Source organism: Izhakiella australiensis, assembly GCF_002006995.1.
In the GTDB taxonomy this organism is placed as follows: Bacteria; Pseudomonadota; Gammaproteobacteria; order Enterobacterales; family Enterobacteriaceae; genus Izhakiella; species Izhakiella australiensis.
Genome location: NZ_MRUL01000005.1, coordinates 158,145 through 184,142, shown reverse-complemented (window position 1 = coordinate 184,142; position 25,998 = coordinate 158,145). Strand labels below are relative to the sequence as shown.

22 protein-coding genes are annotated in these 25,998 nt (G+C 54.1%); 10 read left to right on the top strand and 12 right to left on the bottom strand.

Translation table 11 applies throughout. The features are described from left to right. Positions 1 to 17 precede the first annotated feature (17 nt). The 4 genes from pstB (at position 18) to BTJ39_RS10120 (ending at position 3,845) form a co-directional block, all read left to right on the top strand. Complete coding sequence (gene pstB, locus BTJ39_RS10135; protein WP_078002569.1) at positions 18 to 785, top strand: phosphate ABC transporter ATP-binding protein PstB; 768 nt, start codon at positions 18 to 20, stop codon at positions 783 to 785. An 83-nt stretch (positions 786 to 868) separates the two neighbouring features. Beyond that, entirely contained in the window at positions 869 to 1,600 is a 732-nt protein-coding gene (phoU, locus tag BTJ39_RS10130; RefSeq protein WP_078002632.1) for a phosphate signaling complex protein PhoU, read from the top strand. A gap of 122 nt (positions 1,601 to 1,722) precedes the next feature. Continuing rightward, positions 1,723 to 2,958 (top strand): MFS transporter, encoded by a 1,236-nt coding sequence (locus BTJ39_RS10125; protein ID WP_078002568.1) that lies wholly within the window; start codon positions 1,723 to 1,725, stop codon positions 2,956 to 2,958. A gap of 128 nt (positions 2,959 to 3,086) precedes the next feature. Further along, positions 3,087 to 3,845, top strand: a complete 759-nt coding sequence (locus BTJ39_RS10120) for a MurR/RpiR family transcriptional regulator (RefSeq protein WP_078002567.1) — start codon at positions 3,087 to 3,089, stop codon at positions 3,843 to 3,845. Here the strand turns inward: BTJ39_RS10120 and BTJ39_RS10115 are convergent. The 3 genes from BTJ39_RS10115 to yieH form a co-directional block, all read right to left on the bottom strand. After that, on the bottom strand, positions 3,829 to 5,208 hold the full coding sequence (locus BTJ39_RS10115) for a family 4 glycosyl hydrolase (protein WP_078002566.1): 1,380 nt from the start codon (positions 5,206 to 5,208) through the stop codon (positions 3,829 to 3,831). The two genes, BTJ39_RS10120 and BTJ39_RS10115, sit on opposite strands and share 17 nt — an antisense overlap. A gap of 11 nt (positions 5,209 to 5,219) precedes the next feature. Beyond that, positions 5,220 to 6,791 (bottom strand): PTS transporter subunit EIIC, encoded by a 1,572-nt coding sequence (locus BTJ39_RS10110; RefSeq protein ID WP_078002565.1) that lies wholly within the window; start codon positions 6,789 to 6,791, stop codon positions 5,220 to 5,222. 212 nt (positions 6,792 to 7,003) lie between these two features. Next, positions 7,004 to 7,669, bottom strand: coding sequence for a 6-phosphogluconate phosphatase (yieH, locus tag BTJ39_RS10105; protein ID WP_078002564.1), 666 nt, complete (start codon positions 7,667 to 7,669; stop codon positions 7,004 to 7,006). A 153-nt stretch (positions 7,670 to 7,822) separates the two neighbouring features. On the opposite strand from yieH, the gene BTJ39_RS10100 reads away from it, so the two are divergent. Next, on the top strand, positions 7,823 to 9,130 hold the full coding sequence (locus tag BTJ39_RS10100) for an NCS2 family permease (RefSeq protein ID WP_078002563.1): 1,308 nt from the start codon (positions 7,823 to 7,825) through the stop codon (positions 9,128 to 9,130). Between the two features lie 9 nt (positions 9,131 to 9,139). Here the strand turns inward: BTJ39_RS10100 and BTJ39_RS10095 are convergent, their stop codons facing one another. The 6 genes from BTJ39_RS10095 to rpmH all read right to left on the bottom strand — a co-directional run bounded on the left by BTJ39_RS10095 (position 9,140) and on the right by rpmH (position 14,151). Further along, positions 9,140 to 9,880 carry a 4'-phosphopantetheinyl transferase family protein gene (locus tag BTJ39_RS10095; RefSeq protein WP_078002562.1) on the bottom strand — a complete coding sequence of 247 codons (741 nt, stop codon included), beginning with the start codon at positions 9,878 to 9,880 and terminating at the stop codon, positions 9,140 to 9,142. Between the two features lie 444 nt (positions 9,881 to 10,324). Further along, complete coding sequence (gene mnmE, locus BTJ39_RS10090; protein ID WP_078002561.1) at positions 10,325 to 11,689, bottom strand: tRNA uridine-5-carboxymethylaminomethyl(34) synthesis GTPase MnmE; 1,365 nt, start codon at positions 11,687 to 11,689, stop codon at positions 10,325 to 10,327. A gap of 74 nt (positions 11,690 to 11,763) precedes the next feature. Next, positions 11,764 to 13,410, bottom strand: coding sequence for a membrane protein insertase YidC (gene yidC / locus BTJ39_RS10085; RefSeq protein WP_078002560.1), 1,647 nt, complete (start codon positions 13,408 to 13,410; stop codon positions 11,764 to 11,766). A gap of 2 nt (positions 13,411 to 13,412) precedes the next feature. Continuing rightward, positions 13,413 to 13,670: a membrane protein insertion efficiency factor YidD gene (yidD, locus tag BTJ39_RS10080; RefSeq protein WP_078002559.1), complete on the bottom strand. Its 258-nt coding sequence runs from the start codon at positions 13,668 to 13,670 to the stop codon at positions 13,413 to 13,415. Then, complete coding sequence (gene rnpA / locus BTJ39_RS10075; RefSeq protein ID WP_078002558.1) at positions 13,634 to 13,993, bottom strand: ribonuclease P protein component; 360 nt, start codon at positions 13,991 to 13,993, stop codon at positions 13,634 to 13,636. Before rnpA ends, yidD begins: the two co-directional genes overlap by 37 nt. A gap of 17 nt (positions 13,994 to 14,010) precedes the next feature. After that, entirely contained in the window at positions 14,011 to 14,151 is a 141-nt protein-coding gene (gene rpmH / locus BTJ39_RS10070) for a 50S ribosomal protein L34 (protein WP_000831330.1), read from the bottom strand. 602 nt (positions 14,152 to 14,753) lie between these two features. On the opposite strand from rpmH, the gene dnaA reads away from it, so the two are divergent. The 4 genes from dnaA to gyrB all read left to right on the top strand — a co-directional run bounded on the left by dnaA (position 14,754) and on the right by gyrB (position 20,957). Continuing rightward, positions 14,754 to 16,148, top strand: a complete 1,395-nt coding sequence (gene dnaA, locus BTJ39_RS10065) for a chromosomal replication initiator protein DnaA (protein WP_078002557.1) — start codon at positions 14,754 to 14,756, stop codon at positions 16,146 to 16,148. A 4-nt stretch (positions 16,149 to 16,152) separates the two neighbouring features. Further along, the gene (gene dnaN / locus BTJ39_RS10060) at positions 16,153 to 17,253 is read left to right on the top strand and encodes a DNA polymerase III subunit beta (RefSeq protein ID WP_078002556.1); all 1,101 of its coding nucleotides are present in this window, start codon (positions 16,153 to 16,155) and stop codon (positions 17,251 to 17,253) included. 192 nt (positions 17,254 to 17,445) lie between these two features. After that, positions 17,446 to 18,531, top strand: a complete 1,086-nt coding sequence (recF, locus tag BTJ39_RS10055) for a DNA replication/repair protein RecF (RefSeq protein WP_078002555.1) — start codon at positions 17,446 to 17,448, stop codon at positions 18,529 to 18,531. Between the two features lie 17 nt (positions 18,532 to 18,548). Beyond that, positions 18,549 to 20,957, top strand: coding sequence for a DNA topoisomerase (ATP-hydrolyzing) subunit B (gene gyrB, locus BTJ39_RS10050; protein ID WP_078002554.1), 2,409 nt, complete (start codon positions 18,549 to 18,551; stop codon positions 20,955 to 20,957). Positions 20,958 to 21,039: 82 nt separating this feature from the next. On the opposite strand, the gene BTJ39_RS10045 is transcribed toward gyrB, so the two are convergent. Continuing rightward, positions 21,040 to 22,506 (bottom strand): C69 family dipeptidase, encoded by a 1,467-nt coding sequence (locus BTJ39_RS10045; protein ID WP_078002553.1) that lies wholly within the window; start codon positions 22,504 to 22,506, stop codon positions 21,040 to 21,042. 317 nt (positions 22,507 to 22,823) lie between these two features. On the opposite strand from BTJ39_RS10045, the gene yidA reads away from it, so the two are divergent. Further along, positions 22,824 to 23,633, top strand: a complete 810-nt coding sequence (gene yidA / locus BTJ39_RS10040; protein ID WP_078002552.1) for a sugar-phosphatase — start codon at positions 22,824 to 22,826, stop codon at positions 23,631 to 23,633. A 101-nt stretch (positions 23,634 to 23,734) separates the two neighbouring features. Here the strand turns inward: yidA and BTJ39_RS10035 are convergent, their stop codons facing one another. Both BTJ39_RS10035 and BTJ39_RS10030 read right to left on the bottom strand, forming a co-directional pair. Beyond that, positions 23,735 to 25,201 (bottom strand): sensor histidine kinase, encoded by a 1,467-nt coding sequence (locus tag BTJ39_RS10035; RefSeq protein WP_078002551.1) that lies wholly within the window; start codon positions 25,199 to 25,201, stop codon positions 23,735 to 23,737. Then, on the bottom strand, positions 25,198 to 25,920 hold the full coding sequence (locus tag BTJ39_RS10030; RefSeq protein ID WP_078002550.1) for a response regulator transcription factor: 723 nt from the start codon (positions 25,918 to 25,920) through the stop codon (positions 25,198 to 25,200). The genes BTJ39_RS10035 and BTJ39_RS10030 overlap by 4 nt, the downstream gene beginning before the upstream one ends. Positions 25,921 to 25,998: the final 78 nt, after the last annotated feature.

The window sequence follows — 25,998 nt, the reverse complement described above, 5'->3', positions numbered from 1 at the left end:
AGACGAGAGACGAGAGAATGGCTGATATCAATTCCGGAAAGCTTCGGGTACGCGATCTGAACTTCTATTATGGAAAGTTCCATGCCCTGAAAAACATCAATCTGGATATTGCCAAAAATCAGGTGACGGCTTTTATCGGCCCGTCAGGCTGCGGTAAGTCGACCCTGCTGCGTACCTTCAACAAGATGTTTTCGCTTTATCCGGAGCAGCGCGCGGAAGGTGAAATTCTGCTGGATGGAGAAAACATCCTTACATCGCACCAGGATATCGCTATCCTGCGCGCGAAAGTCGGCATGGTGTTTCAGAAACCGACGCCGTTTCCGATGTCAATTTATGACAATATTGCCTTCGGCGTGCGCCTGTTTGAAAAGCTTTCCCGCAGTGAGATGGATGAGCGCGTACAGTGGGCGTTGACCAAGGCGGCGCTGTGGACAGAAACCAAAGATAAGCTGCAGCAAAGCGGCTACAGCCTCTCCGGCGGCCAGCAGCAGCGTTTGTGCATCGCCCGCGGCATTGCTATTCGTCCGGAGGTGCTGCTGCTGGATGAGCCTTGTTCAGCGCTGGACCCCATTTCCACCGGGCGCATCGAGGAACTGATCACCGAGCTGAAACAGGATTACACCGTGGTCATCGTTACGCACAATATGCAGCAGGCGGCGCGCTGTTCAGACCATACGGCATTTATGTACCTCGGCGAGCTGATTGAGTTCAGCGACACCGATACGATTTTCACTAAGCCGGCGCAGAAGCAAACTGAAGATTACATTACTGGTCGCTATGGCTGAGTAGCATTGGCGGTTGCTGTTGGTTAAGGTCCGCCGTGAGCGGCGCTGATTACGCCTGTGAATGGGACAGGCTTGGAGAGATGATGGATAGCTTAAATCTGAATAAACACATCTCCGGCCAGTTTAATGCTGAGCTGGAAAATATTCGCACCCAGGTCATGACCATGGGCGGCATGGTAGAACAGCAGCTGTCGGATGCCATTCTTGCTATGCACAATATGGATGCGGTGCTGGCTCAGCAGGTGATTGACGGCGACCAGAAAGTCAACATGATGGAAGTGACGATTGATGAAGCCTGCGTGCGCATCATCGCTAAGCGCCAGCCGACGGCGGTTGACCTGCGGCTGGTGATGGCGATTATTAAAACCATCTCCGAGCTTGAGCGCATCGGCGACGTGGCGGAAAAAATCAGCCGCACCGCGCTGGAAAAATTTACTCACCAGCATCAGCCGCTGCTGGTGAGCCTGGAATCGCTCGGCCGTCACACTATTGAGATGCTACACGACGTACTGGATGCCTTTGCGCGTATGGATCTCAACGCGGCGGTTGATATCTACCGCGAAGATAAGAAAGTCGACCAGGAATATGAGGGGATAGTCCGTCAGCTGATGACCTATATGATGGAAGATCCGCGCACTATCCCCAGCGTGCTGACGGCGCTGTTCTGCGCGCGGGCGATTGAGCGTATCGGCGATCGCTGCCAGAATATCTGCGAAATTATCTTCTATTTTGTTAAGGGGCAGGATTTCCGTCACGTCGGCGGCGACCAGCTGGATAAGCTGCTGGCCGGTGACGACAGCGTGAAGCCCGAGTAACCCTCCTCCGGGCGGCAGGCCGCGCTTGCCGCCCTGATTCCCTCTTCCCTTCAGCCGGGCCTGGATTGTTTGCGCGGCGCTTCTTATAATCGCCCCTGGTTTTTACCTGCAGGGAACTCTTCATGTCCTCGTCTGAAAATGTGCGCGGCGTTACGCCGGGCAGAGCAATGCTGGCTGCCATTAGCGGCTACGCAATGGATGGTTTTGATTTACTGATCCTGGGCTTTATGCTGCCGGCCATCAGCCTGTCGCTGGGTCTGGCTCCGACGCAAGCCGGATCGCTGGTTACCTGGACGCTGATTGGCGCGGTGGTCGGCGGCATCCTGTTCGGCCATCTGAGCGACCGGCTGGGGCGGGTAAAGGTGCTGACTTTTACCATCCTGATGTTCTCACTGTTCACCGGGCTGTGCGCTATTGCCCAGGGCTACTGGGATCTGCTGGCATACCGCACGCTGGCGGGGATGGGACTGGGCGGCGAGTTTGGCATCGGTATGGCGCTTATTGCCGAGGTCTGGCCTGCGCACAAGCGTAATCGCGCATCCGCATGGGTCGGTATTGGCTGGCAGCTTGGCGTGCTGCTGGCAGCTTTTATTACGCCATTCCTGCTGGGGGTCATTGGCTGGCGCGGCATGTTCCTGGTGGGTTTGCTGCCGGCGCTGGCGTCTTTTATCATCCGTCGCAGTATGGGGGAACCGGAAGCGTTTACCCGTGAAGTCCAGGCGGCGCCGGCAATTTCCTTTTACCGCCGCCTGCGTATGCTGGTGGCCGATGCGCGCACGGCGCGTGCCAGCCTGGGGATTTTTATTCTCTGCTCGGTGCAAAACTTTGGCTACTACGGGCTGATGATCTGGATGCCAAGCTATCTCTCATCCAGCTTTGGTTTTAGCCTGACTAAGTCCGGCCTGTGGACGGCCGTGACGGTTATCGGCATGACCTTCGGAATCTGGCTGTTCGGCGTGCTGGCCGACCGCTTCGCCCGTTGGAAAATCTTTCTGTTCTATCAGCTGGGCGCGGTGGCGATGGTGGTGGTCTACGCTCAGCTGAAAGATCCTACCGTTATGTTATTTACCGGCGCGCTGATGGGCATGTTTGTCAACGGTATGATTGGTGGCTACGGCGCATTGATTTCCGATACTTTCCCGGTGCAGGCGCGGGCAACGGCGCAAAACGTTTTATTCAATCTGGGGCGCGGCGTCGGCGGCTTCGGTCCGCTGGTGATCGGCCTGCTGGTGAGTCATCTCTCGTTTGCTGCCGCCATTACCCTGCTGGCGCTGATTTATCTGCTGGATGTTATCGCCACCCTGTTTTTATTACCTAAACGGCAGGGCAAAGAAGATACCCTCGGCGCAATCGGCTAACAGATATTGTGGCAGTCAGCCCTGTTTTCACCGCAGGTGCTGACTGCTTCTGCCCCTGTTAGTGACAGGGCAGGCATACAGGCAGCGCGAATTATTGTAATGTCACCGGAATTAACCGGGGACGATTTATGATATTAGAAAATATTTTTCGTGACGTAAATTTAAATAAAACCGAAATAAACGTCCTGCGCTATATTCAAAACGATCCTGAAAAATGCGTGCGTCAGGGGATCAGGGCGGTTGCCGAGTGCTGCTACAGCAATCCATCATCACTGGTGCGCCTGGCAAAAAAGCTGAAGTTTACCGGCTGGCTGGAGATGGTTTATTTCATTAAATTTAATATCACTATGCCAAAAATGGATGTGACCAATGATATAGATTTCATGAACATCCAGCCACCTGAGCGACTTGAAAGCGTATTAAAAGGATTGCAGGACAAGAGAATTCTCATCCACGGTAGCGGCTTCTCTCAGCTTATTGCCCAGTATATTTATAATAAGTTTCTGGTGATCGGCGTTAATGCCAGCCTGGCGCTCTGGCCGGATTATGAAATTCTTGAGCAGAAAAACACCGCTAAATTCGACGCTATCTGGATTATATCTAAATCCGGACGCAGCAGCTCGGCGCTAAACTGGCTGAACGCGCTGCAAGGAAAGGGTATCGAGCTGGTGAGTTTTACCGGCGATCACCAAAGTCCGCTGGCGCAGGCGGCGGATATCTCCTTTATTCTTCACGACCCGCAAAAATATGATGATGATATTTACTGGAGCAATCCTTTTTTTGGTTACTGTATCTTAGGGTTTGAACATATTCTTAAACTCTGGTTTATGCAGATGTCAGCGGGAGCACCGCCTGATGCTCCCGTATCGTTTATTTCCAGTCAGTAAACCGGCTGTCGCTGAGGTAGGCCTCCACCAACTTTTGCGCCAGCGACCAGGACCCTACCAACGGATGGGCCATCAGCGCGCGCACCGCCAGCGCGCGGTCGCGCTTGAGGATCGCCGCGACGGCCAGCCGCTCATACTCTTTCACGCAGGAAATCATATTTTTCTGCGCTAAAGGCACCTGTTGCGGCGTGACCGGCTTCAGGCCGGATTTGCTGAGATCGCAGCTGATTTCAATCACGTCATCCGGCAGCAGGAAATCCAGGGTGCCGTTGTTGGCCAGCGACACCACGATGCGTTTGCTGGTATCACTGTTAACCGCCTCCAGAATATCCAGCGCCACGCCGGCATAGCCGCCGCTGTCCGGCTGTTCAATAAACTGCTGCAGCGTAAGCGGTTCGCGAACGTTGAATTTCTCCTGCTGCGACTCGTTTTGCATATAGCTGTTTTCACGACGCAGATAGTGCTTCATCCAGATATCAAAGGCGGCAGCAGGGTTGGCTTTAACATCGATGGCCGCCAGCTCCTCGCGCATATCCCGGTTGATGCGGGCAATCTGCTCACCGCGCGTCTCAGGGGCATCCTGAATGGCTCTTAAGGCGATTTCCCGATAGTAATAATAATACAGATACTCGTTCAGCAGCTGGTTATCACAGAGTTCAACCAGCTGCGGCGAGAAATACTGCATCGCGGTTTTGCTGTATAGCTCCGGCATCTTAACCAGACGCTCGGTGACGTCTTCACCGTTAACGGTAAAGTGGGTAAACCAGGAAAAATGGTTCAGGCCGTAGCATTCAACTTTCAGCGCCTGCTCGTCGCAGCCGAGAATATGAGGTAATTCGCGAATAAGCTCCGAAGGGGCGTCGCATATGCCATAGACCCGGCGCTTAAAGCCGGACTTGATGATAGCCTCGGTAACCAGCCCGGAGGGATTGGTAAAGTTAAATAAGATAGCGTCCGGCGCCGCGTGCAGCTCAATCAGCTGGCAGTAATCAAGGATCGCCGGAATAGAGCGCATCGCCATGGCAAAGCCGCCAGCGCCGGTGGTTTCCTGGCCTAAGGTGTTGTGCTCAAGCGCAATACGTTCGTCGCGAATGCGGCTCTCATCGCCACCAACGCGCAGGGTGGTAATGACAAAATTGGCCCCTTTCAGGGCGGAAACCGCGTCGCTGGTCAGGGTAAAATGGATATCCGGGCGAATGGTATCAAAGACATAGCGAGCAATTTCACCAAAGATCGCCAGATTGTCAGCTTCGCTGTCAAGGAAGACCACTTCCTTTAATCCAATACGGTGCGCATTATAGGCCAGCGATTTTGCCAGGAATGCTGAACGGACGCCGCCGCCACCCAGTACGGTAAGTTTCATTACGCCTCCAATCAATTATTTTCCAGCCAGGTATCAACGTGGGAACGAACCTGACCGACACTAACACCATAAATAACCTGTACTTCGTTACCGCTGCGAATTACGCCGTTTGCCCCGGTATTTTTTAACTGTGCCTCATCAACAATATCAGGGTTGTGCAGAGCGACGCGCAGCCGGGTAAAACAGTTATCTACTGAGATAATATTAGCTTTGCCGCCCAGTCCATTAATTATGTCATTGGCGACCAGGCCATTTTTGTCCGCATGCTTATTGATCTTTTTACGATAATCCTGCTTGTTATAGAGCTTCACGTCCTCATCATCTTCACGGCCTGGCGTTTTCAGATTTAGTTTCAAAATCAGCGTGCGGAAAATAACGTAGTAAACGGCGAACTGTCCGATACCAATGATTACGTAGAGCGGCCAGCGCGTTAATGAAACCGGCAGCGGCAGGTTATAAATAATAAATTCAATTAAGCCGGATGCACCCCATGGGCGAACAGAGAATATGTCGCAAATGGCTTGAGATGCGGCGGTTAACAGCGCATGGATAAACCATAGCAGTGGGGAAATAAATAAGAATGTAAACTCAATCGGCTCGGTGATGCCGGTGAGTATTGAGGTAATGATGGCGGGTAACAGTACCGCCTTAGCTAACATTTTCTTTTCCGGTTTTGCGGTGTGATAAAACGCCAGCGCGGCGCCGGAAAGGCCAAAGATAGTGGTCATGCCTTGCTGTGAGAAGCGCAGCGCTTCGTTCATCAGCGGCGTTAAATCCGGGTGACGCATGTAAGCAAGGAAGATCGCCTGCGAGCCGGCAACGGTCTGACCATCAACGTTCAGCGTGCCGCCGATCGGCGTCAGTTGGAACGGTGACCATACGAAGTGATGCAGGCCGGTTGGAATCAGGAATTTTTCAAAGAAACCATAGACAAAAACGCCGGCGACCCCGGCATTTTTCATAAAGCCGGTCAGCGCGGTAATACCGTGTGTCATGAAAGGCCAAATCCAGGTAAAGGCGATGGCATAGAACACAATCACAGGCGTCATGGCGACCAGCGTCAGCTTGGCTCCGCCGTACATGGATAATGCGCCAGGTAGCGCAATGGTCGATACCTTATTGTGAACCCATGCAATGGTGCATCCCAGAATAATGCCAAGAAATACGCCCATATCGACAACGACAAAACCTAATAATTCAGTTTGTCCGGTGCCGTAATATTCATCGTTAATTTTTCCTGCGACCTGATGTGTATATTCAAGCCATGAGTGATTGGCGCCAAGAAACATAATAAAACACATGACGGCAACCAGCGTTACTTCGGTTTTTTTATCCTTCGCCAGGCCATAGCTTATGCCGACGCAAAATAGTAGTCCCAGGTTGCTGAATAACGGCCAAAAGGTATCACCTAATAGTTGTCCGAGGTAATGAAGAAAGCTGGTTTCTGATATCAGAGTAGGATTGGTTAATACAGAACTTAATGCCAGTATCAGACCGATCACCGGTAAGAACAAGACTGCGCCGATCATTGCTCTGGAGAATCTTTGCATGTTCTCCAGAATACGTTGACGTATTCCAGACATAGTGGCTGTTCCTTTATTGTAGGGGATTTTAATTATTTGAATGCACTTCCAGCAAAGATGTTATAGCAATTAAAAATAGCGGGAGAAACATGTAGCGGAAAATAGGTACAAACAGCCACAAAATGCACACAGGTTTCCACGATAAGGTACTTTGCCGCGTATATAGCGCTGGATACCGCGGCGTACAGGTGCTCAGTTCGTACCTGGGACCATCAGCAATGGGTAAGCTGCCAGCCGCGCTGATGCCAGAGCGCGGGCAGCGCACTCAGGTCATAAAAGGGTGTAACCAGCGGGTGGTCGAGCGGCGGATTGTGAGCATCGGCGCAGTAGTAGAATACCGGAATGCCAGCGGCGATCCCGGCTTTAGCGCCGGCTTCGGAGTCATCGACCAGGATACAGGCCGATAGCGGAACGTTCATACTACGCGCCGCATGGTGCATCAGCTCAGGGTCGGGCTTCCATGCGTTGATGTCATAGCCGCTGTACAGGTTGTCGCCAAAGTGTGGCAGCATGCCGGTCAGCCCCAGAGAATGCTGCATTTTCTTTACGGTGCCGTTAGACACCACGCATTTTTCTACTTTGATTTGCGCCACCAGCTCCCTGGCGCCGGCGATCGGCTGCAATTGCAGATCGAACAGGCGGGCTACTTCAGCCCGGTAGAGCGGCTCAAAGCTCTCCAACGGCACGGATGTGCCATGGCTGGCACAAACATCGTCAACGATGTCGTAGAGTTTCACGCCTTTATATTTTTCGAACATCGCCTGTAATGACAGCGTAATGCCGTAATGACCAAAAGTATTAACATAGGCCTGCGTACAGATCGTCTCGCTGTCTACCAGCGTGCCATCGCAATCGAAAAATATGCATGAAATAGTCATCGGACTTATCCTTTTTATTCAGCGCTAAGTGCTAACACTTTAGCCTGACGGATAAAGATTGCGACCGATAACTTGCTTTTGCGGAAAAATCCTCAACCGGCGAATTTTGGTATAGGATAGCGAGCGCAAAATCTACCAGTGCGGAATCCAATTATGAATAATCAAGGGCTGCTGCAGCGCCTGTTTAAATTGCAGGAACATGGCACCACCGTTCGAACTGAAGTTATCGCAGGGATTACGACCTTTCTGACGATGGTGTATATCGTCTTTGTAAACCCGCAAATCCTTGGCGTTGCCGGTATGAATACCCAGGCGGTATTCGTCACAACCTGCCTGATCGCCGCGTTTGGCAGCATCCTGATGGGGCTGGTGGCCAACTTACCGGTGGCGCTGGCGCCCGCGATGGGCCTCAACGCTTTTTTTGCCTTCGTGGTGGTTGGCGCCATGGGGATATCCTGGCAGGTGGGCATGGGCGCTATTTTCTGGGGCGCTTTCGGTCTGCTGCTTTTAACACTTTTCCGCGTTCGTTACTGGATGATTGCCAATATCCCGCTGAGCTTGCGTGTTGGCATCAGCAGCGGTATCGGCCTGCTGATTGCGATGATTGGCCTTAAAAATGCCGGGATCGTAGTGGCAAACAAAGACACGCTGGTGGCCGTGGGCGATCTGACCTCCCATGGCGTTATCCTCGGCGCGGTGGGCTTTTTTATCATCGCGATCCTTGCTTCGCGCAACGTACACGTCGCGGTGCTCATTTCGATTGTCATCACCACCTTTATCGGCTGGCTACTGGGTGACGTGAAGTATGGCGGGCTGTTTTCTCTGCCGGGTAACGTCGGCGAGGTACTGGGGCAGGCCGATCTCAAAGGGTCGCTTAACCTCGGCATGGCTGGCATCATTTTTTCCTTTATGCTGGTTAACCTGTTCGACTCTTCGGGAACGCTGATCGGCGTAACCGATAAAGCCGGCCTGACCGATGAAAAGGGCACCTTCCCGCGTATGAAGCAGGCGCTTTACGTCGACAGCCTGAGTTCGGTCGTGGGTGCTTACGCCGGTACGTCTTCCGTTACCGCGTATATTGAAAGCTCTTCCGGCGTTGCTGTGGGCGGGCGTACGGGGCTGATGGCGGTGGTAACCGGCATGTTGTTTCTGCTGGTGATGTTCCTGTCGCCGCTGGCCGGTATGGTTCCGGCCTATGCCGCTGCCGGCGCGCTTATCTACGTTGGCGTGCTGATGACCTCCTCTCTTTCGCGCGTGCGCTGGGATGACCTGACTGAGGCGGTGCCGGCTTTTGTTACCGCCGCGATGATGCCGTTCAGTTTCTCAATCACTGAAGGCATTGCGCTGGGCTTTATCAGCTACTGTGTCATGAAGTTAGGCACCGGCCGCTGGCGTGAAATTAGTCCTTGCGTAGTCGCCGTCGCCATCTTGTTTATCCTGAAGATAGCGCTTATCGGCTAGCTCCCCGCCTTACAAATGCAGCGTACGCTCGGATGGCAAACTGGTCAGCCGCAGCGTACGCGGTCCCATGTTCTGCTGATGTACGCGAATATCCCGCAGTTCGTTCCAGCCATAGCGCTGACTGAATTCCCACAGGCGCAGCCGATCGCAGTCAGGGGAGAGGGCGCACGACCATATCATTAGTGGCTCAACGTCGCAGATGGCCTGAATATCTGGCAGTGTTACCGAACGCAGTCGCCCCGACGCCGGATGCAGGCGTAACGAATGCATTCCGCTGGCGCCTTCGCCGGTAAGTTTTAGTACGCTTTGCCGTAACGTCCATATCTGCGTTGCCGCTTCAATCGGGTCCTGCTGGGCGTTAATCCACGCCTGTTCGCCAGAAGAGAGCATCTCTGCCTGATGCTCTCGAGCTTGTCGGCTGTGGGCGCGGATCATTTCCATATCCAGCCCGGCGCGACAGCCTTCATCAGCCAGCAGAACGCCGACCATGTTACCGGCATAAGCCAGGCTAAAATCAGGCAGGCGCGGGTCAGCAAAGCAGGGGCGGCCTGAGCTGGTAGTGATCAGGTCGGGCAGGCTGGAGAAGCCGTAAACGTGCTGCATAAGTTCGGCAAGTAGCGCTCTGGCAGCCAGAAAGCGCTCGCGTCGGCGTTCAGAGAACCGATAGGTGTGGGCAATCAGCTCTGCGGAAAGTCGGTGGGTATTGGTTGTTCCTGGTGAAAAAATACATTTTGCAAAATGACTGGCCACCTGTCGCTCCGTGAAAATGGACTAATATCATTACCCGTATTGTAGGAATTTTCTTAGCTGAATGCATCCTCTCATGACGGCTAAAAGCTATTTTAGGATTTATCGATATTACGCTGTCTTAATCAGATTCGTCTGGTCATTCAGGAATGTTAGCGCTCAGAATTATGACAATCTGATATCGGAATGACGGGGGGAGGTATTAAATCCGGGTTAAATGATTTTATTTAATTTTTTGATTTAGTTGAATAAAATATGAAGTGAGTAACTACTATCATTATTTTCAATAGATTGCCAGAAGCTGCCTGCCGCCGAAATTCTCTTTAGGCTATGCGTGGGTATGAGAAAACGGCAGCTTGCTTAACGAGGGCGTCAGCGCGGGTCTGCTTCTGAGCCCGGGCAATCCGTTATTGGGCATAAAGCGCGTCCCGGTGTGTAAACTGCGCGCTACTTGCCAATGCAGAAGCTGGAAAAAATGCGACCCAGCAAATCATCGGCGGTAAACTCACCGGTTATCTCGCCCAGCGCCAGCTGCGCCAGCCGCAACTCTTCAGCCAGCAGCTCGCCGGCCCTGGCGCCCAGCAGCTGATCTTTACCCTGCTGAAGGTGAGTGGCCGCTAACTCCAACGCCTGTAGATGGCGACGCCTTGCAAGAAATCCGCCCTCGATGTTACCGGCAAAACCCATGCTTTGCTTCAGATGATCGCGCAGCACATCGATGCCTTCGCCGGTACGTGCTGACAGGCGAATAAGTGTGTGACCACTCACTTCTTTTAAACCTAATGATTCGCCGGTTAGATCCGCTTTATTACGCACCACGGTGACCGGAAGCGTCGCGGGTAAGCGGGCAATAAAGTCCGGCCAGATTTCTGCCGGCTCGGTGGCATCGGTAGTGGTGCCGTCCAGCATGAACAGCACGCGATCGGCCTGTTCTATTTCCTGCCAGGCACGAGCAATACCAATACGCTCCACCTCATCGCTGGCCTCGCGCAGACCGGCAGTATCGATGATATGCAGTGGCATGCCGTCAATGTGGATATGCTCGCGCAGCACGTCGCGGGTGGTACCGGCAATTTCAGTAACGATTGCCGCTTCGCGTCCGGCCAGCGCGTTCAGCAGGCTGGATTTGCCGGCGTTAGGACGACCGGCGATCACCACCTTCATTCCCTCTCGCAGCAGGGTTCCCTGCTGCGCCTCGGCGCGTACGTTTTCCAAATCGGCGATGGCGGCGAGCAGCTGCGCTTCAATTTTGCCATCTGAAAGGAAGTCGATTTCTTCATCCGGGAAGTCAATTGCCGCCTCTACGTAGATTCGTAGGTTAGTAAGTGCTTCCACTAAGGTGTTAACGCGCAGTGAGAACGCACCCTGAAGGGAGTTCAACGCCGAGCGGGCCGCCTGCTCTGAGCTGGCGTCGATTAAATCGGCTATCGCCTCGGCCTGCGCCAAATCCAGCTTATCATTGAGAAAGGCGCGCTCAGAAAACTCGCCCGGTCGGGCAATGCGCAAACCGGGCAGGGCAACGATGCGTTTGAGCAACATATCCAGAATAACCGGGCCGCCGTGGCCCTGTAGCTCCAGAACGTCCTCACCGGTAAAGGAATGGGGTCCCGGAAACCAGAGGGCGATGCCTTCGTCCAGTGCTGCGCCGTTGGCGTCATTAAATGGCAGATATTCAGCGTAGCGCGGGCGAGGTTGTCTACCCAGCACCGCCTGCGCTACCGCCGCTGCCTGACTTCCGGATATGCGTAGAATACCGACGCCGCCGCGTCCCGGCGGCGTTGCCTGGGCAACAATGGTATCGCTATGGCTCATGCTCGCCTCTTAAAAAAATAAGGCGGTCTGCTGACCGCCTTTATGATGACTACGCCTGCGTTTAACGCCTGCCGTTATGCTTTTTTCTTATCCCGGCTATGCAGGCCGCGTTTTTCCAGCCCGCGATAAATCAGCTGCTGCTGAAGGATGGTGACCAGGTTGCTGACGATATAGTACAGCACCAGACCTGACGGGAACCACAGGAAGAAGACGGTAAAGATGACCGGCATAAAGGTCATAATCTTTTGCTGCATCGGATCGGTGACGGTAGTCGGCGACATTTTCTGAATGAAGAACATCGTCATGCCCATCAGAATCGGCAGAATGTAGTACGGGTCCTGGGCGGACAGGTCATGGATCCACAAGGCCCACGGCGCGTGGCGCAGCTCAACGGAGCCGGACAGCATATAGTACAGCGCCAGGAAGATCGGCATCTGGATAATCAGCGGGAAGCAGCCGCCCAACGGGTTGACCTTTTCCGCTTTGTACAGCGCCATCATTTCCTGACTCATGCGCTGCTTATCTTCACCAATACGCTCACGCATTGCCTGAATTTTCGGCTGCAGCATGCGCATCTTGGCCATTGAGGTGTACTGCGCTCTGGTCAGCGGATACATGATGCCGCGCACGATAAAGGTGATGGCGATAATTGACCAGCCCCAATTACCGATAAAGCTGTGCAGGAACTTCAGCAGCTTGAACAGCGGCTGAGAAATAAACCACAGCCAGCCATAATCAACGGTCAGGTCAAGATGCGGCGCAATGGCAGCCATTTTGTCCTGAATCTCCGGGCCGACCCACAGCGTGGCGGCAAGCTGCTGCTGGCTGCCGGGCGCGACGGTTACCGGCGCTGATTTATAACCCACGGCCGCCAGGCCATTGCCAAGGTTAGAGGTATACAGCGTGTTGTCGCCGCTGGTGCGTGGAACCCAGGCGGTGGCGAAATACTGCTGGAGCATCGCAACCCAGCCGTTAGGCGTTTTGGCGTCCAGCAGTTCGTTGTCGGCAACGGTGTCAAACTTCACTTTCTCGTAGTTAGTTTTATTGCTGGAATAAGCAATACCGCGGAAAGTGTGCAGCGCGAAGTTGTTATTGCCGGTATCGCGATGCTTGGGTAAATCAATGGTCTGCTTCAACTGACCGAACATTGACACTTCCAGCGGCTGCTGGGTGGTGTTGTCGACCTGGTAATCCACATTGATGGCGAACTGACCGCGTTTTAACACGAAGGTCTTGGTATAGACCGCGCCGTTTTCCGCTTTATAAGTCAGCGGAATGCGCAGCTCGCTGTCATTCGGACCGAGTTCGAAGCTATCCTGGGTAGTGGTGTACAGCGGGCGGGCGCCGTTATTCGGATTGTCCGGGCCATTACGACCGGTTAAACCGCTCTGTGCCTGATAAACAAAGTTCGGCGTGGTTTCCAGCAGCTCAAACGGCGCCGGAGAACCCAGCTTGTCCGGATAGGTAAGTAGCTGCGCCTGGTCGATATCGCCACCGCGAGTATTAATCTTTAAAGACAGCACATCGGTCTTAACGGTGATGGTTTTACCCTGCCCGCTGGCGGGTACGCCCTGGTCGGCTGCATCACCGGCTGCGCTGGTCGTGTTCTGTGTCGTCTGGGTTTGCTGAGGCTGCGGAGCGTGGTCCGTCTGCCAGGCTTGCCAGATCAGAAAAGACACGAACAGAAAAGCGATGAGAAAAAGATTACGTTGCGAATCCATCGTTAATGTTCTCTGTTATCGTCGGTTTTTTGTGGCACCGGATCGTCACCACCCGGATGTAAAGGGTGGCATTTTAATACGCGTTTCATCGTCAACCAACTGCCTTTTACTATGCCAAAGCGGCGCAGCGCCTCAATGCCATAATTTGAGCAGCTGGGATAAAAGCGGCAGCGCGGCCCCAGCAGCGGGCTGATGACACGTTGGTAAACGTGTATCAGCGCAATCAGGAGCCGCGCGCCAGGCGACAATGACGACGCCATAGCTTCTCCAACGCTTCAGCCAGCGCCCGGTTATCAAGCTCGGCGACCCCTTTCTTCGCGACCACCACAAAATCCATGGCGGGAAGTTCGTGCTGGCGCAGGCGAAAGCTTTCACGGGTCAGACGCTTGATCCGATTGCGTTCGTGCGCGCGCTTAACATTTTTTTTCGCGACGGTGAGACCGATACGGGGATGCCCCAGCGAGTTAAGGCGGCCGAGAATGGTAATTTGCGGCGTGCCAGCCCGTTGTGGCTGCTGGAAGACGTAAGTGAAATGAGTGGGAGTCAACAAACGTAACTCCCTGGGAAATGCGAGCTTAACCACTCAGCGGTTAGCTTTTATTACTTAGAAACGGTCAGACGAGCGCGGCCTTTAGCACGACGACGTGCCAGAACCTGACGACCATTTTTAGTTGCCATACGAGCGCGAAAGCCGTGAGAACGGTTGCGCTTCAGTACAGACGGTTGAAAAGTGCGTTTCATGGCGATTTCTACCTAAACTTTTTGAAAATTGTTGCTGTCGACGCGTTAACACGGAGCCGTAAAACGACCTGCGCCTCAGAGTATCTTTATATAAAGAGGCGGGATTGTAATAACTGTACAGTCCGGAGTCAATTTACTTCGCTTAAAACACCGCATTATGCACGCTTTTAATGACCTGTTTGCCAGCCTGCGCCTGGCAGGGCGGCACGCTGGGGGGAGAATTATACGGCCTCTGTTGCAAAGCGCAAGGATCGTCCAGGATCATCTTGCGATCCGCGAAGCAAACGCGGTTGTCAAAAGCGTGACGGCGGTATGAAATTTAATCGAATACGCACGATCCTGAATGCGCAATTAATCGAAAAGCGTAAACTGATGCTGCTTTTCCTGCCTGTGGATAAATTGGATCGAATCTGTGCAGAAAGTGGAGATCTCTGTCGCTGTTTGCGCTATGATCCGCCCTTCCTCTGAGGATCCCGTTACAACGATCCCAGCAGATATCATCGCAGATAGCGATGCGCATGCAGCAGAGATGCATGCGTCAACAATGATGAAAGATCTTAGCACTTTTTCTTCTTATCGATTTCGTTCGAGTGGAGTCCGCCGTGTCACTTTCGCTATGGCAACAGTGCCTTGCCCGATTGCAGGATGACCTACCTGCCACTGAATTCAGCATGTGGATACGTCCACTTCAGGCCGAACTTTATGACAATACGCTCGCTTTGTACGCGCCCAACAGGTTTGTGCTCGACTGGGTAAGAGATAAGTATCTAAATAATATCAATGGCTTATTAAACGACTTTTGTGGCGTTGACGCGCCGTTGCTGCGCTTTGAGGTCGGTAGCAAACCTGTTACTCAGACCATCAGCCAGCCGGCGGTGGCCGCCAGCGCCAGCGCGGTGTCTGCAGGCAGCGCCCGTCCGGCGGCAACCGTCCGGCCAAGCTGGGATAACCTGCCGGCGCCCGCCGAGCATTCCTATCGCTCCAACGTGAATACCAAGCATAATTTCGATAACTTCGTCGAGGGTAAATCAAACCAGCTGGCTCGCGCGGCGGCGCGTCAGGTGGCGGACAATCCCGGCGGGGCTTATAATCCGTTGTTCCTTTATGGCGGCACCGGTCTTGGCAAAACCCACCTGCTGCATGCGGTCGGCAACGGCATCGTTGCGCGCAAGCCTAACGCCAGGGTGGTTTATATGCACTCGGAGCGCTTCGTGCAGGATATGGTGAAAGCGCTGCAGAACAATGCGATCGAAGAGTTCAAGCGCTACTATCGTTCGGTCGACGCGCTGCTGATCGATGATATTCAGTTCTTTGCCAATAAAGAGCGCTCGCAGGAAGAATTTTTTCACACCTTCAATGCGTTGCTTGAAGGTAATCAACAGATTATTTTAACCTCCGATCGCTATCCGAAAGAGATTAACGGGGTTGAAGATCGCCTGAAGTCGCGCTTTGGCTGGGGGCTGACCGTGGCCATTGAGCCGCCCGAGCTGGAAACGCGGGTTGCGATCCTGATGAAAAAAGCCGACGAAAATGACATTCGTCTGCCTGGTGAGGTGGCTTTTTTTATCGCCAAGCGGCTGCGCTCCAACGTACGTGAGCTGGAAGGCGCGCTGAACCGGGTTATCGCCAATGCTAATTTTACCGGCCGCGCCATTACTATCGACTTTGTGCGCGAGGCGCTGCGTGACCTGCTGGCGCTGCAGGAAAAGCTGGTCACCATTGATAATATTCAAAAAACAGTGGCGGAATATTACAAAATCAAAGTTGCCGACCTGTTGTCAAAACGCCGTTCACGTTCGGTAGCGCGCCCCCGTCAGATGGCGATGGCGCTGGCGAAGGAGCTGACGAACCACAGCCTGCCGGAAATCGGCGATGCTTTCGGGGGTCGTGACCATACGACGGTGCTGCACGCCTGCCGCAAAATCGAGCAGCTGCGTGAAGAAAGTCACGACATTAAAGAAGATTTCTCAAATTTAATCAGAACATTATCTTCCTGACGCTATGAAATTTATTGTAGAACGTGAGCATTTACTGAAGCCGCTTCAACAGGTAAGCGGCCCGCTGGGCGGACGCCCTACTTTGCCGATTTTGGGCAATTTATTGTTGCAGGTGAACGAAGGTTCGCTGCTGCTGACGGGCACCGATCTTGAAATGGAAATGGTGGCACGCGTGGCGTTGAGCCAGGACCATGAACCCGGTTCCACTACCGTTCCGGCGCGTAAGTTTCTTGATATCTGCCGCGGCCTGCCCGACGGTGCGGAAATCAGCGTGGTGCTCGAAGGCGAGCGGATGCTGGTGCGCTCAGGTCGCAGCCGCTTTTCGCTATCCACCCTGCCTGCCAGCGATTTCCCCAATCTTGATGACTGGCAGAGCGAAGTGGAGTTTACGCTGCCGCAGGCAACCATGAAGCGCCTGATTGAAGCCACGCAGTTTTCCATGGCGCATCAGGACGTGCGTTACTACCTCAACGGCATGCTGTTTGAAACTGAAGGTGAAGAGCTGCGCACCGTCGCCACCGACGGCCACCGCCTGGCGGTCTGTGCTTTATCGGTCGGCCAGTCGTTGCCAAATCATTCGGTGATCGTGCCACGTAAAGGGGTCATTGAGCTACTGCGTCTGCTGGACGGCGGCGACGCCTCGCTGCAGGTACAGATCGGCAGCAACAATATTCGGGCGCACGTTGGCGATTTTATCTTCACTTCCAAGCTGGTTGACGGTCGTTTTCCTGATTATCGCCGCGTTTTGCCGAAAAATCCGGATAAAACCCTCGAAGCGGGCTGCGATATTCTTAAACAGGCCTTTGCCCGCGCCGCGATTTTATCAAACGAGAAGTTTCGCGGCGTTCGCCTGTATATCACCGAAAATCAGCTAAAAATCACGGCAAATAACCCGGAACAGGAAGAGGCGGAAGAGCAGCTGGATGTGACTTACGGCGGCAGCGATCTGGAAATCGGTTTCAACGTCAGCTACGTGCTGGACGTGCTGAACGCCCTGAAATGCGAGAATGTGCGCTTGCTATTGACCGACTCGGTGTCCAGCGTGCAGATCGAAGATGCAGCCAGTCAGGCGGCGTCTTACGTTGTCATGCCCATGCGCCTGTAACGTTGTTTTTAACCTCGGGCCAGCTTGCGTTCCGGCAGGGGGCGCCATCGTCAGGTACTCCCTGTTCGCGCTGGCGGCTGCGCTGGCGAAGCGCAATCTGCCTGCAACGTTAACGCCCCGGCTCAGCCTGCATTTTTGTCTGTTAAATGAAAGTCACTACATAAGTGCAACTTCCAGCGAGCAACTCGATATATGGCATTAACCCGCCTGCTGATTCAGGACTTTCGTAATATTGAAAACGTCGATTTGGCGCTGGCCCCCGGATTTAACTTCCTGGTCGGGGCCAACGGCAGCGGAAAAACCAGCGTGCTGGAGGCGATATACACCCTTGGCCACGGCCGGGCGTTTCGCAGTTTGCAGGCCGGGCGCGTTATCCGTCACGATCGGCCGCATTTTGTTTTACACGGGCGCGTGAGCGGCGCCGAGCGCGAGATTGCCGTTGGCTTAACCAAAAATCGCGCCGGTGAAAGCAAGGTGCGCATTGACGGCAGCGATGGCCATAAGGTGGCTGAGCTGGCGCAAATGCTGCCGATGCAGCTGATTACCCCCGAGGGCTTTACCCTGCTGAACGGCGGGCCTAAATACCGTCGGGCGTATATCGACTGGGGCTGTTTTCATAATGAACGCGGTTTTTTCAATGCCTGGAGTAACCTGCGGCGCCTGCTGAAGCAGCGCAACGCTGCGCTGCGCCAGGTCACACGCTATGCCCAGGTTCGCGCCTGGGATCTGGAGCTGGCGCCGCTGGCGGAACAGATTAGCCTCTGGCGGGCGCAATACAGCCAGGCGATTGCTGACGATATTGCCAGCACCTGCCGCCAGTTTTTACCTGAGTTTGATCTCTCTTTTTCCTTTCAGCGCGGCTGGGATAAAGAGAGCGATTATGCTGAGCTGCTGGAGCGCCAGTTCGAACGCGATCGGGCGCTGACCTATACCTCCAGCGGCCCGCATAAAGCTGATTTTCGCATCCGCGCCGATAATACGCCGGTAGAAGATTTGCTGTCGCGCGGCCAGTTAAAGCTTTTGATGTGCGCGCTGCGCCTGGCCCAGGGGGAGTTTCTCACCCGCCAGAACGGCCGGCGCTGCCTCTATCTGATTGATGATTTTGCCTCGGAGCTGGATGACACCCGTCGCCAGCTATTAGCCACCCGGTTGAAAGCCACCCAGGCGCAGGTTTTTGTCAGCGCCATTAGCGCGGAACACGTTATCGACATGAGCGATGAAAAGGGCAAGATGTTCCGCGTAGAACAGGGTAAAATAACGCTTCAACCTGAAGATTAAATGAGCGAGAAACGTTGATGTCGAATTCTTATGACTCCTCAAGTATCAAAGTTCTAAAAGGACTGGATGCGGTACGCAAGCGCCCCGGTATGTATATCGGCGACACGGATGACGGCACCGGTCTGCATCACATGGTATTCGAGGTAGTGGACAACGCCATCGACGAAGCCCTCGCAGGTCACTGTAAAGACATCGTTGTCACCATCCACGCCGATAACTCCGTGTCGGTACAGGATGACGGTCGCGGTATTCCTACCGGTATCCACCCGGAAGAGGGCGTGTCTGCGGCCGAGGTCATCATGACCGTGCTGCACGCCGGTGGTAAGTTCGATGATAACTCCTATAAGGTTTCCGGTGGGTTGCACGGCGTGGGGGTATCGGTAGTTAACGCTCTGTCAGAAAAGCTGGAGCTGACCATCCGTCGTGATGGCAAGGTGCATCAGCAGGTATACGTACACGGCGTGCCGCAGGCGCCTCTGGGCGTTACCGGTGAAACCGAATCCACCGGTACGCGCGTGCGCTTCTGGCCCAGCCCGCAGACCTTTACCAATGTCACGCAGTTTGAATACGATATTCTGGCGAAACGCTTGCGTGAACTGTCATTCCTTAACTCCGGCGTATCTATTCGCCTTGAAGATAAGCGCGATGAGAGGAAAGATCACTACCACTATGAAGGCGGCATTCAGGCCTTTGTGGAATATCTCAACAAGAATAAAACGCCTATCCACCCGACGGTGTTTTATTTCAGCACGGAAAAAGACGGTATTGGCGTTGAGATAGCCCTGCAGTGGAACGATGGCTTCCAGGAAAATATCTACTGCTTTACCAACAACATTCCGCAGCGCGACGGCGGTACGCATCTGGCCGGCTTCCGTGCGGCTATGACCCGTACGCTCAATGCTTACATGGACAAAGAAGGGTTCAGTAAAAAGGCCAAAATCAGCGCTACCGGCGACGATGCGCGCGAAGGGCTGGTTGCCGTGGTTTCGGTGAAGGTGCCCGATCCTAAATTCTCTTCGCAGACCAAAGACAAGCTGGTCTCTTCTGAGGTGAAATCGGCGGTTGAATCGCAGATGAACGAACTGCTGGCCGAGTACCTGCTGGAAAATCCTAACGACGCTAAAATCGTCGTCGGCAAAATTATTGATGCCGCTCGCGCCCGTGAAGCGGCGCGCCGCGCCCGCGAAATGACCCGCCGTAAAGGGGCGTTGGACCTGGCGGGCCTGCCCGGCAAGCTGGCGGACTGCCAGGAGCGCGACCCGGCGCATTCCGAACTGTACCTGGTGGAAGGGGACTCGGCGGGCGGCTCTGCTAAGCAGGGGCGTAACCGCAAGAACCAGGCGATCCTGCCGCTGAAAGGTAAAATCCTTAACGTGGAGAAAGCGCGTTTTGACAAAATGCTCTCTTCGCAGGAGGTGGCGACCCTGATCACCGCGCTGGGCTGCGGCATCGGTCGCGATGAGTACAACCCGGACAAGCTGCGCTATCACAGCATCATCATCATGACCGATGCGGACGTTGACGGCTCCCACATCCGTACTCTGCTGCTGACTTTCTTCTATCGTCAGATGCCGGAAATCGTTGAGCGCGGCCATGTCTATATTGCCCAGCCGCCGCTGTACAAAGTGAAAAAAGGTAAGCAGGAACAGTACATTAAAGACGATGATGCGATGGATCAGTATCAGATTTCCATCGCGCTGGACGGCGCGACGCTGCATACCAATGCCGATGCGCCAGCGTTGGGCGGTGAGCAGCTGGAATCGCTGGTGGCCGAGTTTAATAGCGCGCAGAAAATGATTAAGCGTATGGAGCGCCGTTATCCACTGGCGCTGCTGCGGGCGCTGATTTACCATCCGACGCTGAGTGCGCTGAGCGATGAAAGCCAGGTTAGCGGCTGGCTGGAATCGTTGGTGACCTCTCTTAACGAGCGTGAACAGCACGGCAGCCAGTACCGCAGCGTGGTGCAGGAAAACCGCGAGCTGAACCTGTTTGAACCGGTGGTGCGGGTGCGCACTCACGGCGTTGATACCGATTATCGCCTGGATAATGAGTTTGTCACCGGCCCGGAATACCGCAAAATCTGTACGCTGGGCGAAAAGCTGCGCGGCCTGATTGAGGAAGATGCCTACATCGAGCGCGGCGAGCGCCGCCAGCCGGTAGCCAACTTCGAGCAGGCGCTGGAATGGCTGGTTAAAGAGTCACGTCGCGGCCTCTCGGTACAGCGCTACAAAGGATTGGGCGAGATGAACCCGGAGCAGCTGTGGGAAACCACCATGGATCCGGAAAGTCGTCGCATGATGCGCGTTACCGTTAAAGATGCCATCGCCGCTGACCAGCTGTTCACCACGCTGATGGGCGATGCGGTCGAACCGCGCCGCGCCTTTATCGAAGAGAACGCGCTGAAAGCCGCCAATATCGATATCTGACGGTGTTTCAGTAACCAGCAAAGGGTAGCCCAACGGGCTGCCCTTTGTTTTTTCAGCTCCGCCGCAGGCGGAAATCGTCCGATCAGGCGCCTTCGAAGTGATACTTCATATCGGTGTTATGGGTCATTTTGGTCAGTACCTGCCAGGTTAGCTTATGCGTTAACGCCAGCGCATCCGTCATGGTTTTATCTTCAAACTTCTGAATAATCTGCGTCGCTTTTTTCGGCTCGGTTTTATACGCCTTCAGGTACGCCTGCTCCATAGCGTGCTGGCGGGTCGCTGTCTGCTGCTGGAACGCCTGATAAGCGCGCTGTACGTCCGGCGCGTAGGCGTTGTAATCCTGCATCACCAGCGTCTGCAGCACGCGGTACTGCCAGGGAACGGAATCCGGGCTGGCGTTACCGGTGCCCTTATCATAACCCGGCAGGTAATGCGTCATGCCGGCGTAGTAGGGCAGGTAGACGCTCAGCGACGGCATGCCGAAGGCGACATATTCCACGTCGCCAATCGCTCGCGGCAGCTTAGGGCGAACCTGAAGTACGTGCGACTCCTGGGCGCGGAATACGGAAACCGGGCGCCAGGGCTCCTGCGGATTGTTATTGGCATAGGGGTCATGGGGGGTGCCCTGGTAGTGGTTTTGCAGCGCTTTCTCAACGTCGGCAACGCTGATCTTGTGCGCCGGCTGCAGAAATACCGGGAACTGCTTACCGTCGGTAACCTGGGTTGTTAGCGTCGGATTAAACTGGTGCTGCAGCGCCCAGACGCGCGGGTAGTTATAGGTTACGTCGTTGGCGGTATCTTCCGAGTAGGCCTGATGAAAGTTAAACGGACCCTTGTCCGCCTGATACAGTCCGTGCTTTTCAGCAAAGGCGATTAGCGTTGGTGAAGCCAGGTAGTTGTGCTTATCCTGCGGGTTGTACTGCTGTAACCGCCCCTGATTGGCCGAAATGAAATACGTATCCGCCGGCAGGCGCGTGGCCATCCACTGGTGGCCGCTGCCGGTTTCCAGATACCAGATGCTGTGATCGTCAATAAAGGCTACGCCAAAGCCTTCGCCGGCGCCTTTTTGCTCAATAATGTGACCAAGCAGCTCCACGCCCTCGCGCGCGCTGTGAATATAAGGCAGCACCACCGTCTGAATGGAATCTTCGGTAATGCCGGTTTTAACGACGTAGGGATCGTACTTCAGCGCCTGCGCGCCGTTATAGATCGTTTCGGTAGCCGACATGCCGACCCCGGCGGAGTTGAAGCCCGCCTCGCCCATTGATTGATCCTGGGTGTTATCGTCATGAATGGCCGTATAGCGCAGCGCGGAATGCGGTAAAGGCCAGGTAAAATCATTATCGTGCGATTTAAACACGCCGGTTTGCTGCGCGACCGCCGGATGAATCACCATATGCTTGGGGTTAGTGGCGGAAGAGTCTTCGTTACGCGCAATAATAAAAGAACCGTCATTCGTTGCCTGGTTGCCAACCAGTATCGTAGTACAGGCGTTGGCCTGACCAACGCACAGCAGCGCAATGCCCGCTGCCAGCATGCTGACTTTCATAAAAAGCTCCAGTAACCGTTTTACAATTTTTAAAATGTTTCAATCAAATTTAAAGCTAAGGCAGGCCACGTTTTAGCTCAAACGGTCCCTATGCCATTGTGGTTAGTTTTTGTAATGAATGGTAATTTAACTTGTTGATAAGTAAGAAGTTAATAACTTGTGGCGCGACGGGGTAACTTGCTAAATTTATGGATTTTTTCGGTTGCCTGAATGCTGTGGCGCGGTGGTATTTCCGGAAAAGTCGCGGCGCGAAATGCTCGTCAACGTGAGGCCGATCACGTTAGGATAAGCGTAAAACTCACAGCAACGAGGACGTTATGGCAATTAAGCTAATTGCGATTGATATGGATGGTACTTTACTCAATCCCCAACACCAGATCTCTGCGGGCGTTAAGGCTGCAATTACCGCCGCTAAAGCGAAAGGTATTAACGTTGTACTGGCGACCGGTCGCCCCTACGTTGGCATTGAGCGTTATCTGCTGGAGCTTGATTTACAGCGTGAGGAGCAGTACGCAATTTCTTATAACGGCGCGCTGGTACATCGCGCCGCTGATGGTGAGCTGGTTTCCGAAGTCAGCCTTGGCTTTGACGATTACCTCTATTTTGAAGCATTAGCGCGCGAACTTGGCGTTCATTTCCAGGCTCTGGATAAAACCGCGCTTTACACGCCAAACAAAGACATCAGTGAATTTACTATCCACGAGTCGTACCTGACGGGTATTGCGGTGCGCTATCGCAGCGTGGAGGAAATGGACCCGCAGTTAACCTTCCCCAAAGTGATGATGATTGACAAGCCCGAGCTGTTAGATGCGGCCATCGCCCGTCTGCCGCAGGCGGCACGCGATAAATACACCTTGCTGAAAAGCGCGCCTTATTATCTGGAAATACTCGATAAGCGGGTGAATAAAGGTTATGGCGTGAAAATGCTGGCTGAGCTGCTGGGCCTGAAGCCGGAAGAAGTTATGGCGATTGGCGACCAGGAAAACGATATCGCGATGATCGAATATGCCGGCACCGGCGTCGCTATGGGCAATGCCATTGAGTCAGTAAAATCCGCAGCGCAGTTTGTTACTCGCACCAATATGGAAGACGGCGTCGCTTACGCCATTGAGCGTTTTGCTCTCTGACCGTTTAGCGGCCGGGCTGCTGATGTCAAGCCCGGCTCGCCTGATTATAACCAGCAGGATCCCAGGCTCCGGCGAGCTTAGCTACGCTGAGTTTCATCCCATTAATCAAGCTGAACCGGGATGAACAAGCGGAAACAGGCGCCGGTCGGCACATCAATTAAGCGAATATCGCCCTGATGTAGTTGCAGCATGCGCCTGACTATCATCAATCCTAAGCCGCCGTTGTCCCGACGACTGGCGTCGCTGATTGAGGGGCGCTCGAACAAGGTAGCTTTCAATTCTGCAGCGATCCCCGGACCACTGTCAGCAACTTCAATGACGAGTTGCTGCGCTTCATTCCAGATATGTAAACGGATCTCACCCTCGTCGGGAGTATGCCTGATCGCATTATCAATCAGGTTAGTCAGCACGCGCTCAATCATTGACATATCGGCATCGACCAGCGGTAAAGGCTTTGCGATTTCAACGCGCAGCGCTTGACGGTGCCGGGTCATCGGCAGCTCAAATTTTTGTATAACATCCTGCACCAGATCCGGCAGCGAAAAGCGTTCGCACTGTGGCGTCACTACACCGTGTTCCAGGCGAGCCAGTTCAAACAGCTGCTGCGCCAGCGCGCCGACTTTCTCACTCTCGATTAGCGCAATACTAAGATAGCGCCGGCGCTCCGCATCGCTCAGGCTGTGGCTTTTTACCGATAGCGTTTCCAGATAGCCCTGAACAGACATCAGGGGGGTACGCAGATCGTGGGAGATATTGGCAATAAACTCGCGCCGCTGGTCATCTTTCAAGGCCAGCGATGTCCACTGTTCGGAAATATGGCGGGCCAGATTAATAAACGCCGTACGCAGCTGGGCTACTTCATCCTGCTGGCGGGGTAAAGGTGAGGCAGCAAGGCGTTCAATAAGCTGCTGGCTGTGATTATCCAGCTGGCTGACTTGACGGGTGAGATTGCGTACCGGACGGGTCACCCACCAAAAAGCGAAGCTGCCGGCAATCAGACCGCACAGCAGGATGATAGCGACCGACCACAGCATCGAGTGTTGCAGGGCGCTGGATAACGCATCGTGATTTAGCTGGTTGTAATCTTCGCCTTGCAAAATAACGTACAGGTAACCGGCCGGCTTGCCGTCAACCCTGAGCTGGGTGGCGCTGAATACCTTCTGGCGCCGGACACTGCGGGGATCGTCGCCATATACCGGCAGCGTTTTCCCTGCCAGCAACTGATGTAGCGGCGTCAAGGAAATTCTCTGCCGCCTGATATGCCCGGCAGGAGCGGCATCCGCCAATATATTTCCTTTATTATCAATGAGGTAAACTTCAACGCTAGGATTGTAGGCCATCATCTGGCTAAACAAGGCTTTCAGGGCTGTTTGCTCGGTGCCCCGGGCATTCATCAGCACCCGGTTCTGCGCAATACTGGTGGCCAGATTGCGCGATAAATTCTGAATCATGGCATCGCTGTAGCGGTTGCGGTTTTGATACTGGATCCAGACCGTTAGTGCGCTGCAACCTAGCAGCAGAAGGGCAAAAACCAGCGTCAGCCGCTGGGCCAGGGTTATTTTTTTCATTCGTCCGCTGCCGTATTTTCCGGGGAGGAAAATTTATAGCCTTTTCCCCAGACGGTCAGAATACGCGATGGCTCGGCGGGATTAGCTTCAATCTTCATACGCAGCCTGTTGATGTGCGTATTGACCGTATGCTCATAACCTTCGTGTTGATAGCCCCACACCAGGTTAAGCAGACTGAGGCGAGAAAACACTTTACCCGGATGGCGGGCGAAGTGATAAAGCAATTCGAATTCGCGCGGCGTCAGCTCAACCAGTTTTTGCCGTAAATAGACCTCACGGGCGATAGGATCGATGGTTAAATCTCCCTGGGTGAGAATACCGGCCGCCAGCTTGAGATTCATACTCATTGCTTGCTGGCGGCGAAACAGCGCTTTAACCCGGGCAACTAATTCCAGCATTGAGAATGGCTTAGTCAGATAATCATCCGCGCCCAGCTCCAGCCCTAACACGCGATGTACTTCGCTGGCCCGGGCGCTGATCATAATAATTGGCGTGTAGTGCGCCGCCATGCGCGCCTGGCGACAGAGTTCAAGCCCATCGACGCCCGGCAGCATAATATCGAGTATCACCGCATCCCAGCGTTGGTTTTCCAGCAGCGCGCCCCCCTGAGTACCGTCCGCAGCGTGCGTGATATCAAAACCCTCATCGCGCAGATGAATCTGCAACAGCTCGGCGATATTACCGTCATCTTCGACGATAAGAATTTTTTTCCCCGCCATATTTCCCCCTCTATAGCACCGGGTCAGATTACACAAATTCTGGTCGGCGAGTTATCACGTTTTGTTTAACTCTGCGTG

Coding starts and splice junctions, on each gene's coding strand:
- BTJ39_RS10125 (WP_078002568.1), top strand. CDS start 1,723: ATGTCCTCGTCTGAAAATGTGCGCGGCGTTACGCCGGGCAGAGCAATG.
- BTJ39_RS10110 (WP_078002565.1), bottom strand. CDS start 6,791: ATGTCTGGAATACGTCAACGTATTCTGGAGAACATGCAAAGATTCTCC.
- BTJ39_RS10030 (WP_078002550.1), bottom strand. CDS start 25,920: ATGGCGGGGAAAAAAATTCTTATCGTCGAAGATGACGGTAATATCGCC.
- BTJ39_RS10100 (WP_078002563.1), top strand. CDS start 7,823: ATGAATAATCAAGGGCTGCTGCAGCGCCTGTTTAAATTGCAGGAACAT.
- yidD (WP_078002559.1), bottom strand. CDS start 13,670: ATGGCGTCGTCATTGTCGCCTGGCGCGCGGCTCCTGATTGCGCTGATA.
- BTJ39_RS10035 (WP_078002551.1), bottom strand. CDS start 25,201: ATGAAAAAAATAACCCTGGCCCAGCGGCTGACGCTGGTTTTTGCCCTT.
- mnmE (WP_078002561.1), bottom strand. CDS start 11,689: ATGAGCCATAGCGATACCATTGTTGCCCAGGCAACGCCGCCGGGACGC.
- rpmH (WP_000831330.1), bottom strand. CDS start 14,151: ATGAAACGCACTTTTCAACCGTCTGTACTGAAGCGCAACCGTTCTCAC.
- pstB (WP_078002569.1), top strand. CDS start 18: ATGGCTGATATCAATTCCGGAAAGCTTCGGGTACGCGATCTGAACTTC.
- yidA (WP_078002552.1), top strand. CDS start 22,824: ATGGCAATTAAGCTAATTGCGATTGATATGGATGGTACTTTACTCAAT.
- yieH (WP_078002564.1), bottom strand. CDS start 7,669: ATGACTATTTCATGCATATTTTTCGATTGCGATGGCACGCTGGTAGAC.
- BTJ39_RS10115 (WP_078002566.1), bottom strand. CDS start 5,208: ATGAAACTTACCGTACTGGGTGGCGGCGGCGTCCGTTCAGCATTCCTG.
- BTJ39_RS10120 (WP_078002567.1), top strand. CDS start 3,087: ATGATATTAGAAAATATTTTTCGTGACGTAAATTTAAATAAAACCGAA.
- recF (WP_078002555.1), top strand. CDS start 17,446: ATGGCATTAACCCGCCTGCTGATTCAGGACTTTCGTAATATTGAAAAC.
- phoU (WP_078002632.1), top strand. CDS start 869: ATGGATAGCTTAAATCTGAATAAACACATCTCCGGCCAGTTTAATGCT.
- dnaN (WP_078002556.1), top strand. CDS start 16,153: ATGAAATTTATTGTAGAACGTGAGCATTTACTGAAGCCGCTTCAACAG.
- BTJ39_RS10045 (WP_078002553.1), bottom strand. CDS start 22,506: ATGAAAGTCAGCATGCTGGCAGCGGGCATTGCGCTGCTGTGCGTTGGT.
- gyrB (WP_078002554.1), top strand. CDS start 18,549: ATGTCGAATTCTTATGACTCCTCAAGTATCAAAGTTCTAAAAGGACTG.
- yidC (WP_078002560.1), bottom strand. CDS start 13,410: ATGGATTCGCAACGTAATCTTTTTCTCATCGCTTTTCTGTTCGTGTCT.